Here is a 10,339-nt window from a genome sequence, read left to right as displayed (position 1 = left end):
CTTCGCGGCCCTGCAGGAAGTCGACGGCGAGGACCCGACGTACCAGTCGGTGTTCATCGCCAATGCCGACGCGGGAATCGAGAGCCTCGCCGACGTCGCCGGCAGGACCGTGGCCTGGGGAGACCAGGCGAGCACGTCCAGCCACCTGATCCCCAAGGCCATGCTCGCTGAAGAGGCCGACCTGCGCGTCGACCAGGGCGACTACGAGGAGCAGCACGTCGGGTCTCACGACGCAGTCGCCCTCGCAGTGCAGAATGCCAACGCCGATGCCGGTGGCATGAGCCTGCCCATCTACGAGCGCATGGTCGAGGAGGGCGTCATCGACTCCGAGAAGGTTGTGAAGGTCCAGGAGTCCGAGCCCTACGCCAACTATCCGTGGACGATGCAGTCGAATCTTCCGGAGGACGTCAAGGGGAAGCTGCGCGCGGCGTTCCTGGAGCTCGAGGATCCGGCCGTGCTCGAACCCTTCGACGCCACCGGCTTCGAAGAGGTCACTGACGCGGACTACGACGCGGTGCGCGACCTCGCGCCGCTGCTCGACATCAACCTCGAGGACTACCAGTGAGCGGCCCCGGAAGCGCTACTCTCGAAGAGCAGCGGGAGCAGGAGTACCGGCAGATCTCCGATCATGCACGGTCGGGGTGGAAGCGCTCGATCGCCGTCGGTGGGTTCATCCTCGTCGTCGTGGTGGTGAGTGCGTGGGTCGTGGGAATGCTCGACGGCACGCGCATGATCACCGGTCTGGCCGACATCGCCGACCTGCTCAGCGAGATGTGGGTGCCGGACTTCACCAATATCAACAGCTGGTGGGGCCCGCTGTGGGATTCGATGACCATGAGCATCGCCGCCACGGCGCTGGCAGTGGTCCTCTCCGTCCCGCTCGCACTGTGCGGGGCCCGCAATACATCACCGCATCCGGCGCTCTACTGGGTTGCGCGCCTCTTCCTCAACGTGCTGCGTTCCGTGCCCGAGCTGATCATGGCCATCGTGTTCGTCGCGGCGGTGGGCTTCGGGGCTCTGCCCGGCGCGCTGGCGCTGGGCATCCATTCCGCCGGAATGGTCGGCAAGTTCTTCGCCGAGGCGATCGAGCACGCGGACAACGCACCCATCGAGGCGGCCCGCGCCACCGGGGCCGGACCTGCACAGGTGATCCTGCACGGCATCCTGCCGCAGGTGCTGCCGCAGCTGGCCGACGTCACCGTCTACCGCTGGGAGCTCAACTTCCGCGCCTCGGTCGTGGTGGGTGTCGTCGGCGCCGGGGGCATCGGCTTCGAACTGATCGCCGCTCTGCGCACCCTCCAGTACGACGAGGTCGCCGCGATCCTCCTCGTCATACTTGCCACTGTCACCGTCGTCGACGCCCTCGGCGGAGCTCTGCGAAAGAGGTTCCAATGATCAACCAAGCCCATCGCCCGGTGGTTGTCCTCACCCACCGGGTCCACCCGCAGATCCTCGACGTGCTGGGCGAGCGGTGCAAGGTGATCGCCAACCAGAGCGACGACAGCCTGTCCGCGGACGAGGTGCGGCACCGTGCAGCCGAGGCCGACGGACTGATGGTGTTCATGCCCGACCGGATCAACGCGGACTTCCTCGACGGGTGCCCGCAGCTGCAGGTGGTCGCCGGGGCCCTCAAAGGCCACGACAACATCGACATCGAGGCATGCACGGACCGTGGAATCTGGCTCACGCGGGTCGAGGATCTCCTCACCGAGCCCACGGCAGAGCTCGCGGTCGGCCTGCTCATCGGACTCGCACGGCACATCGTCGCCGGCGACCGTGCTGTGCGCGCCGGCAAGCCGGGGTGGCGGCCGACCCTCTATGGCAGCACTCTCGTCGGATCGACGATCGGCATCGTGGGCGCGGGACGGCTGGGCCGCGGCGTGGCACGGATGCTCACGGGATTCGACGCCCGGCTGCTCTGCTGCGATCCCGCGCCCGCTTCGCCGGCCGGCGAGGAGGTGCCTCAGATGGAACGCGTCGAACTGCCGGAGCTGCTGGAGCGCAGCGACTCCGTGATCGTCTGCGCTCCGCTCGACGACAGCACGCTGCACCTGCTCGACCGCGACCGGCTGGAGTCGCTGCGACCGGGCGCACTGCTGGTCAACGTCGGCCGCGGTTCGGTGGTGGACGAGCGCGCCGTGGCCGGACTCCTACGCAGCGGGCACCTCGGCGGGTTCGCCGCCGACGTCTTCGAGTTCGAGGACCTGTCGCGCCCGGACCGGCCAGCGGCCATTCCCGAGGAGCTGATCGACATGGGCGACCGGACGCTGTTCACCCCGCACCTGGGATCGGCAGTGGCCTCTGCCCGGCTCAGGATCGAGGAGCACGCCGCCCGGGCGATTCTGCAGGCACTCGACGGTCAAGTGCCCGACGGTGCGGTCAACCAACCTCAGAGGGACGTTCGTGTCACGATGAACGCACTATGATCGACCCCATCGCCCCCACGCCGCCGAAGAAGCCGCCCTCCCGAGTCCCGGTCTACCTGGCGGCCGCGGACACGCTCGCCGAGCAGATCGCGGACCAGCCGGTGGGAACCCGCCTGCCGTCCGAGGAGGAACTCGCGAAACAGCTCGGCATCAGCCGTCTGACCGCGAGGGCGGCACTGGCCGCATTGGAGCGGCGCTACCTGGTGCGCCGGCGGCAGGGCAGCGGAACCTTCGTGTCCCGCCGCGTCGACTACCTCATCAGCCGCCACCACCCGCCGTCCTGGAGTCAGAGCGTCCGCAGCGCCGGGCTAACCCCGGACGTGCGCACCACGGGATGGCGGCTGGCGTCGCCGTCGCCCGATGTGCGCCGCCGCATGAGAATCGGCCCGAGGCGCCAAGTGCTCGCGCTGTCGCGTGACCGGTTCATCGACAACGAGCTGGTGGGCTTCGCTGAGTCCTTCTTCGATACCGCGGTTGTCCCGGACCTGACCCAAGTCCTCGATCCGGCGGCTTCGCTCTACGGAGTACTCGCCGATCATTATGGACTGCAGCCGGTCCGCGGGTGGTTCGGGGTCGCGATCGATCCTGCACCGCCGGAAGTCGCCGAGCACCTAGGACTCACCGGCCGACCACCCGTCATCTCGATCCGGTCGCGAACAGATGCCGCAGCACGGGACCACCGGCCAGTGGAGCTGACGGTCTCCTGGCTGAGGGCGGATGTGTTCCGCGTGGAGATCGATTTCGACACGTGAGCGACAGTTCAGAGGGCTCCTGCAGTCGGTCGTGCCAGTCATTCCTATCGCGCATCACGAACCGCGGAAACAGGTGGAGGACCAGCGGAACGTTAAGATCATCGAATGACCGTAAATCCTAACCTCTCGGAGAGTTCGCCGTAGTTCTTGTTCATGGAGCGAACAAAATTGCCGAGCCGCTGGTAGCCAGCGAATGCGTTGAACATCAAAAGCTCAAAAGCCAGCGATTCGAGCCAATCGACATCTTTGGTGAACCCGGTGATCGCCTGCGCACCGCTGGTGTCCAGAAGCGCTTTGCAGGCGTCTTCGTCGTGTAGTACCGAGCACGCGCTCAGATGCAGAAGCTTCGACTCTAGAATCCCGGCCTTTGGTAGTCTGCCTGCCAACTCGTCAAGCGAAAATGAATCGCCGCTGAGTTCGATGACGCCTGACGAACCGTGGCAGGCTAAATACGCAATATTGTACTTGTCCTGTTTTCGTTGTCCGAGCAGAGTCAGCCCATTGATGAGGTCGTCGACGTCGTTGATATGACGGTGGACATAATTCGCGATCTTGGAGTCGGCGAGGGCCTGCGTCATTGGTCGGACTGTTCGCACGTCATTAACGGGCTCTTCGTAAATGAGGGTGTAGAGCCTGCTCTGTGAGTCCGCACGTGTCGTTGCCCGGGTAGACGTCGAGGCCTCCCTGAAGATGGAAGTTCCTACACTCTCCATCCGGAAGACCTCGACATGGACAAGCCTAGCTTCACGACCCCTGGTCTCGACGCGTTCTGCCTCCTCGATACCCTCAACCTGACTGTCACAGGGCAAGCTGTCGACGTCGATCACGCGGTCCTCGAATGCCGCACCAGTACCGAGTTCCAGGACTCCTGGTGCCACGAGTGCGGTGCGGAAGGCATTCCCCGCGGAACCGCGGTGCGCAGACTCGTCCACGTCCCCTCGGCTGGCGCCCCACGATCCTGCACGTGCGCGTCCGCCGCTACCGATGCCCGGACTGCGCACGCGTCTGGAGGGAAGACCTCACCCAGGTCGGGGCGCCACGGGCGAAGCTGTCACGGTCGGCGGTGCTGTGGGCGCTGAAATGCCTCGTCATCGACAGGATGTCCATCAGTCGAATCGCTGCAGGCCTCGGCGCGGCGTGGCACACCGTCAACACCGCGATCCTCGCCACCGGCCAACAGCTGCTGGTCGATGATCCCAGCAGGTTCGACGGCGTGAGGGTTCTCGGGGTCGATGAGCATGTGTGGCGGCATACCCCGTTCGGCAGCAAGTACGTCACCGTCATCATCGATCTCACCCCGATCCGCGATAAGACAGGCCCCTCCCGGTTGTTGGACATCGTCGAGGGACGGTCGAAGAAGGTGTTCAAGACCTGGCTGGCCGCCCAATCACAGGCATTCCGCGCTGGTGTCGAGGAGATCGCGATGGATGGGTTCGCCGGCTACAAGTCAGCCGCGACCGAAGAGCTGCCTGACGCGACCCCGGTGATGGATCCGTTCCACGTCGTCGCGCTGGCAGGTAGCGCTGTGGAGCGGTGCCGGCAGCGGATCCAGCAGGAGACGCTCGGGCACCGGGGCCGGTCCGGCGACCCGCTCTACGGCATCCGTCGTGTCCTACTCACGGGAGCGAACCTGCTCACCAAGAAACAGACCAGCAGGCTCGAGGCGGTGCTCGCTGCTGAGGAGCACACACAGGTGGATGTCACGTGGTGGGTCTATCAGCGGATCGTGGCCGCGTACCGCGACCCCGACCGCACGCGCGGCAGAGACCGACTGAAGAGTGTCATCGCGAGTCTTTCTGCAGGAGTGCCGACAGCACTGAAGGAGCTGACCACGCTGGGGAGAACGCTGAAACGCAGGGCTGCTGATGTGCTCGCCTACTTCGACCGGCCCGGGACGAGCAACGGGCCGACAGAGGCGATCAACGGCCGCCTCGAGCATTTGAGGGGCACGGCCCTGGGGTTCCGGAATCTGGGCCACTACCTCCTCCGGGCACTGCTGGACACCGGAGGATTCAGACCACTTCTACACTCTCATTTGCGATGAGCCGCTTTGTAAGCGTCAACCGCCGGCACGCTGCCATCGCACGACGAACTCTCCGTGACTGCGACGAGTCACCATCGAGGGTGTGCGTCGTGCTCCGAAAGCAGGAAGTTGACCACGCTGAGTGTCAAGTCTCGAATGAATGCAGCCTCGGGCATGCTCATAGTCGCCATAACTGTGCGCCCGTGCCCCGAACCTTGATCGTTGCGAACTTTCCGAACAGCCTCCGCTATCTTCGGGACGCTCTGATTGATAGTGGCCAGCGCCTTGGAAGCGTCACTGCTCACATCGGCGGGGCGCGTGCTGATCCCAGCCAACTTCATCGCTCTATTGAGGAGAGCTTCGAGCGACTCGTCGGGCTGGTATCTCTCTTGCCGCTCTTCGAGGACGAACTTAGCTCCCGCCTCTAATGAATCTTTTGCCGCGCCGAGAATCAACGAAACGTCGTCACCCGAATTCCGTAGACGCTTGATTTGGTGCTCTAACGCCTCGCGACCGCCTACCTGGACATCGATTACCCCCAGAGGGGAGAGGGAGCCTGCCGGGCTTAACCCCCACCCGACGCGCGCCAGGTTCCTGCGCAGCTCGTCCAGCAGATTCTGCGTAACTTCGTCGTACGTCTTTTCAAATACCCGCTTTGCAACGAGCGACGAAGTCAATGCACGGATCAGTCCGTCCACTTTTCCTTCGTCTGCCTGATCGAACGCATTGGTGATCCGGCGTGCTTTCGAAATCGAAAAGATGCCACTCCCTGGCGCGGATTGCGGGGAAAGAACTCCCGCTCGTCTAAAGGCAACATCCATATCGCTGTGGGTCGGAGGCGACTCCACCGCGAAGATTTCTCCGAACGATGCGGCTACGGCCCATATGTCCTCTGTGCTCATCCAGCAAGTATGCCCTGGTGTCGCGTACGATCGCGAAAACCACGAGTGCGCCCAGCGCGACGCCCACAAGGGGCGAAAGTGTTGTCAACAAGGTAGTAGTGATATCCACGCTGTTACTCATCGGCATCATCGGCAACGTAGATGATGGTGGCTGCTTCATTGGTGGCGAGTATCGCGCCTGCGAGTGCGTGCCAGTATGAACCTGGCATCACTCCCCCGGCCTCGAAGTACGGGGCTTGGCCCTCATCAGAGAAGTGCGGGATCACAACGGAGTTGCCCTCGTCAGTGGTGGCCTGCATGGTTGCGAGGTGTTCGTCAGCTAGTGCTTCGAGGCGTTCGATCATCTCTTGCGTTCGCGGCGAGACCGGCCGGACTCCGTTGGCGGTGCGGCGCAGTTCTCGGTAGTCCCACCCAGTGATGGTCGAGAGCTGCTTCAGACTCAAGCCGAGCAGAGTCAGGCGGGAACGCATTTCAGCGTTGTTCATGATGGATTCTCCACGGTCTAGTAGTCGTATGTGAAAGGAGCCTTGGTGCTGGGAACATGCTTGATGCACCGGATGATGGACAAAGAGGCTTCCATGTGAAATGCGAGCCACACGTCGGTCCCATCATTCTCGATCTTGATCCTCACCGAGACTTGTCGGTTCTCCAAGTCTCTACTAGATGCGGTGATCTCGTGCGATTCGCCGAGTGCGCCAATTTGTTCTAACCGGGCGGCTAGTTCTGGTTCGCGTTTGAGGTGGAAAGCGATTTGAGGATCATCGGGGTCTAGAACGAGACGGTCACAAGGCCGTATCCCCATTCCCTCTATTTGCATTGGTTCTTCTACCCACTGAATCATGCGTTTACCTCTTTCAGAGCGTTGTTGAGAATGGTGATGGTGGTTGTCCAGGCTTCCAGCCTGTCATTCCAGCCGGGGCGATTGTGGTCATCGTCGATCCAGGATTGGTGCGGTGCTGGCTCGGTCGAGAGCTCGTGTGGCCGGGTGAGAGAGAATGAGTGCTGCGCGAACGCGATGGACTTCTCGTGTGGCACGCTCCGGTAATAGTCGACCACGCCGGGTCGGGCCGGGTGGTTTTCGACTAGTTCTGCCAGTTCGTCCCAAGGCATATAAGCAGTGTCTCTGCCGGTGCTGACACGGAGTCCGTGCTGGTTCCATTCGCAATGGGTGCTGTCGGTGATTCCGTAGTGGCTGTAGTTGAGTTGCCAGTCGGGGCCGAGGGCGGCGACGAACTGTAGCGAGTTCGACATGTGGTCGCGGAGGGCGACGAGCACGGTCTGCTTGCGTGCGCGGTCTTGCGCGTCGGTGCCGCGCGTCTCTCCTGCAATTTGGTCGAGCAGGTCGAGCTGGTCATTCATCGTCTCCCCCTTTGCCTGCTCGGTGTGTGGTGCGTCCCCCGCAGTCTTCACAGTTGAAGTCGTAATGCTCCGCCACCTCGGGTGGGTGGTAGAGCCAGTCTTCAAGGGGTGTGAAGATGTGCGGACCTTTTCCCTTGACGATTGCGGCGGTGAGGTAGGAGCCTCCGTGGTCGCGGCAGACGATCCTGCCGCCCTCGTTGATCCAGACCGATCCCTCGGCGGTGTACTTCGCGCTCATGGTGTCAGCTCCGTTCAGTCGGTGTGGTCGGTCAGTGTGTCGATGATGGAGTCGAGTTCGTTGACGGCGTTCTCGAGGTCGCCGGCTGTCTCGCTGATTGCCTGACCGCGTTCGGATTCCTGCAGTCCCTCGGGCATGTTGTCGTATGCGTCTTGTTCTTCGGTATGCAGCTCATCGAGTGATTCGCGGGTCTCGGTGAGTGCGTCGAGGATCTGCGTCAGTTGCTTCCTGCGTTGCTTGTTCATGGCGGTGTCTCCGTTGGTGGGGCCGGGGGCCGAAGCCCCCGGCGAGAGGGTCGGGGTCAGACTGCGTTGAGTCCGTCGTAGACCAGGCGGTCGAAGTAGAGTTCCATGTCGCCGGTGAAGTGCGGCTCGCGGTCTTCGCTCGCGGCGGCTTTGACCTCCTGGTAGACCCGCTCATGGTGGATGCGATAGGTGCTCAGCGGGTCGGTGAGGCAGTCGCGGCGGAAGCGCGGGTCGTTCTGCACTGAATCCTCGAAGTCAGCGATTCCGGCCTTGACGATGCGAACGAGTTCCCGGCGTTCGCGGGTGATGGTGGCTGTTGCAAGCATTGCCTGTTCCTTTCGGTTGTGCCGGGGTCCGTCCCCCTGGCTACACCTCCAGTCTACACCCCCATAAGAGGGTGTAGCAAGAGGATGGGTCAGATCTTTTCAAGGCATTTCGGGTCGGCCATGTCATAGCCACCAAAGGGCGACCGGCCAGGGACATTCCGTGTGCCCGGCCATGTCCGATGGGTGAGGATCGGCGCACCCGTCACCTGCCATTCCTGCGGATAGTCGGCAGGGAGCTTCGGTGGCTTTTCAGGGTTCGGGTGCGTGCAGATCGGCAGGCTCCGCCATCCTGGCCAGCAGTGATCGTGGTAGGCGCGGATGGCCTCGTCCTCGTGCCCAGCGATAGGTGTCCACCACTGGCAGTCTGAGCAGTAGGCCCGGTAGACGCGATCCCCGACGCAGTAGCAGTCTGTGTTGAAGTGGCGGCATCCAAGGTCTGCGGCCATAACCCAGACAGAGTGGGCGGTGCCGGAGCCGAACGGCTGGCAGATGGAGTGCTCCCACATGCGCGGGGCCGGTGGCTGCTTCATGTGCCAGTGCTCGTCCCACCATGCTGTTTTTGCGTCTGCGAGTTCCTGCGGGGTGTACTCGTCGCTGGCGATGAATGTGCGGGGTAGGTGAGCGGAGCGTTCGGCGCGTTCATTGGCTTCAAGGGCGGCGAAGATGTCGAGCTGTTCAGTCATGGTGTCTGCCTCCTGCGGCGTAGCCGGGGGCCGAAGCCCCCGGCTGGGGTTTCGGGTGGCTCAGGCCGTGATGACGGTGGACTTGCTGACCAGTCCCGAGCAGGGCAGGAAGCGAATATCCCAGGCTCCGTCTGGCCCGTCCTCGGCAATGAAGGCTTCGTTGTAGTCATCGAAGAATGCCTGCGCGGAGTCCCATTCCTCCGGCTCGCCGACCTCGAAGAACGGGTTGCCTCGGTGGCGGGCGAGGTGCCGGCAGTTGGGTGCGTGAACCTCAACGCTCTCGTCGTTGTCGGTGTCGAGGTTGTCGGTGTTGATGAAGACGATGTTCGCCATGATTCTTTCCTTTCGGTTGTGCCGGGGTCCGTCCCCCTGGCTACACCTCCAGTCTACACCCTCATATGAGGGTGTGCAAGAAAAGAAGAAAGAAATATTGCAAGATTTATGGGTGCGCTGGGACGGCCCCCTCGTCCCCCTCTCCTGCTTGCTTGCCTCTGCCGTCATGTCACTGTTCTTGCGCTGGAATAACCGATTCTCTTGTCTTTGCAGTCTCAGCTACACGCAGGTCAGTCCTCGGTTGGTCACTGCTTTGTGAACGTCGTACAGACCGCAACCACTCCCCCAGTGCGGCAGTTGATCTTTTCAGGGCAACCGAAATGCCGGAGCGAAGCGGAGGGATTTTGGGCGGCAGCTTGATCACTCCCCCAGTCAACGCATAATAGAACGCATGAACGAATCTGGCGATTGGGGAACTGCCACCTGGCGGTACTGGCAGAAGATCCGCAATCAGGAGCCGGCACGGCCCTCGTTCCAAGACCGTCCCCCTGTTGCGGTGCGTGTTCGCCTCGAATGGGAGCACGACGGCGAGGAGTGGGTCGATGCGACTGCGACGCGGAAAGGATTCGATGGCTCGATCTACGTCCGGATACCGGATCGCCGGTGTTCGACCCTCGGTGCATGGCTCCAGCCTGGCGACGTTCGGATACGGCGGCAGTGACTGCCGACTCGTCCCGAGTTCAGTGCCGACGTTTCCAGCGGACTGATCGGGTGGCTGTCTCGGCGGCGGTGACAGCGTCTCGCGCGGCTGAGAGGAATCGGGAGGCGGCTAGGAGCTGCGCGGCGGCGTCTTCGATTCCAAGGTTCGCTCCCTCGTCTGGCGCGTAGTCACTGCCGTTGACGGCTCGGCTGTGCCACCAGCTCAGTTGAGCTGTGACCTGTTTGAGAGAGTCGAGGGTGTCGGCGATTTCGTGGGTCAGCGGAGGAATGTCGGACGGGTGCGTTCGTGACAGTTGAGCTTGGGAGAGGGCTTTCGCCTCGTGGGACACCTTGGTGGCTCGCTCGACGCTCTCCCCTGGCTGCTCGGTCACTACGTCATCCCCTCTGCTCCG

14 protein-coding genes and 1 pseudogene are annotated in these 10,339 nt (G+C 63.0%); 5 read left to right on the top strand and 10 right to left on the bottom strand.

Annotated elements, in window-relative coordinates:
• From phnD to L1F31_RS18910, 4 genes are all read left to right on the top strand, one after another.
• The coding region (phnD, locus tag L1F31_RS18925; RefSeq protein WP_265420533.1) for a phosphate/phosphite/phosphonate ABC transporter substrate-binding protein at positions 1-565 on the top strand (565 nt) is incomplete at its 5' end.
• The gene (gene phnE / locus L1F31_RS18920) at positions 562-1,395 is read left to right on the top strand and encodes a phosphonate ABC transporter, permease protein PhnE (RefSeq protein ID WP_137319275.1); all 834 of its coding nucleotides are present in this window, start codon (positions 562-564) and stop codon (positions 1,393-1,395) included. The genes phnD and phnE, both read left to right, overlap by 4 nt.
• Positions 1,392-2,426, top strand: coding sequence for a phosphonate dehydrogenase (locus tag L1F31_RS18915; RefSeq protein ID WP_265420532.1), 1,035 nt, complete (start codon positions 1,392-1,394; stop codon positions 2,424-2,426). The genes phnE and L1F31_RS18915 overlap by 4 nt, the downstream gene beginning before the upstream one ends.
• Positions 2,423-3,178 (top strand): GntR family transcriptional regulator, encoded by a 756-nt coding sequence (locus L1F31_RS18910; protein WP_265420531.1) that lies wholly within the window; start codon positions 2,423-2,425, stop codon positions 3,176-3,178. The genes L1F31_RS18915 and L1F31_RS18910 overlap by 4 nt, the downstream gene beginning before the upstream one ends.
• Positions 3,179-3,276: 98 nt before the next feature.
• On the opposite strand, the gene L1F31_RS18905 is transcribed toward L1F31_RS18910, so the two are convergent.
• Complete coding sequence (locus L1F31_RS18905) at positions 3,277-4,005, bottom strand: DUF6642 family protein (protein WP_265420537.1); 729 nt, start codon at positions 4,003-4,005, stop codon at positions 3,277-3,279.
• Here L1F31_RS18905 and L1F31_RS18900 point away from each other — a divergent pair.
• Positions 3,907-5,222 (top strand): annotated as a pseudogene (locus tag L1F31_RS18900) (ISL3 family transposase). The gene L1F31_RS18905 and the pseudogene L1F31_RS18900 sit on opposite strands and share 99 nt — an antisense overlap.
• Positions 5,223-5,290: 68 nt before the next feature.
• Here L1F31_RS18900 and L1F31_RS18895 read toward each other — a convergent pair.
• The 9 genes from L1F31_RS18895 to L1F31_RS18855 form a co-directional block, all read right to left on the bottom strand.
• Positions 5,291-6,103 (bottom strand): abortive infection family protein, encoded by an 813-nt coding sequence (locus tag L1F31_RS18895; RefSeq protein ID WP_265420530.1) that lies wholly within the window; start codon positions 6,101-6,103, stop codon positions 5,291-5,293.
• A gap of 113 nt (positions 6,104-6,216) precedes the next feature.
• On the bottom strand, positions 6,217-6,588 hold the full coding sequence (locus L1F31_RS18890) for a hypothetical protein (RefSeq protein WP_265420529.1): 372 nt from the start codon (positions 6,586-6,588) through the stop codon (positions 6,217-6,219).
• Positions 6,589-6,940: 352 nt separating this feature from the next.
• Positions 6,941-7,462 carry a hypothetical protein gene (locus L1F31_RS18885; RefSeq protein ID WP_265420528.1) on the bottom strand — a complete coding sequence of 174 codons (522 nt, stop codon included), beginning with the start codon at positions 7,460-7,462 and terminating at the stop codon, positions 6,941-6,943.
• Positions 7,455-7,700 carry a hypothetical protein gene (locus tag L1F31_RS18880; protein ID WP_265420527.1) on the bottom strand — a complete coding sequence of 82 codons (246 nt, stop codon included), beginning with the start codon at positions 7,698-7,700 and terminating at the stop codon, positions 7,455-7,457. The genes L1F31_RS18885 and L1F31_RS18880 overlap by 8 nt, the downstream gene beginning before the upstream one ends.
• A 14-nt stretch (positions 7,701-7,714) precedes the next feature.
• Positions 7,715-7,945, bottom strand: coding sequence for a hypothetical protein (locus tag L1F31_RS18875; RefSeq protein ID WP_265420526.1), 231 nt, complete (start codon positions 7,943-7,945; stop codon positions 7,715-7,717).
• A gap of 56 nt (positions 7,946-8,001) precedes the next feature.
• On the bottom strand, positions 8,002-8,271 hold the full coding sequence (locus tag L1F31_RS18870) for a hypothetical protein (RefSeq protein ID WP_265420525.1): 270 nt from the start codon (positions 8,269-8,271) through the stop codon (positions 8,002-8,004).
• 89 nt (positions 8,272-8,360) lie between these two features.
• The gene (locus tag L1F31_RS18865; RefSeq protein ID WP_265420524.1) at positions 8,361-8,954 is read right to left on the bottom strand and encodes a DUF6349 family protein; all 594 of its coding nucleotides are present in this window, start codon (positions 8,952-8,954) and stop codon (positions 8,361-8,363) included.
• Positions 8,955-9,014: 60 nt separating this feature from the next.
• Positions 9,015-9,287 (bottom strand): hypothetical protein, encoded by a 273-nt coding sequence (locus L1F31_RS18860; protein WP_265420523.1) that lies wholly within the window; start codon positions 9,285-9,287, stop codon positions 9,015-9,017.
• Between the two features lie 680 nt (positions 9,288-9,967).
• Entirely contained in the window at positions 9,968-10,318 is a 351-nt protein-coding gene (locus tag L1F31_RS18855) for a hypothetical protein (RefSeq protein ID WP_265420522.1), read from the bottom strand.
• Between the last annotated feature and the right edge of the window lie 21 nt (positions 10,319-10,339).

The organism is Brevibacterium spongiae, from assembly GCF_026168515.1.
GTDB lineage: Bacteria > Actinomycetota > Actinomycetes > Actinomycetales > Brevibacteriaceae > Brevibacterium > Brevibacterium spongiae.
The sequence above is the reverse complement of the archived record's forward strand: the minus strand, read 5'-3'. Positions and strand labels throughout refer to the sequence as shown.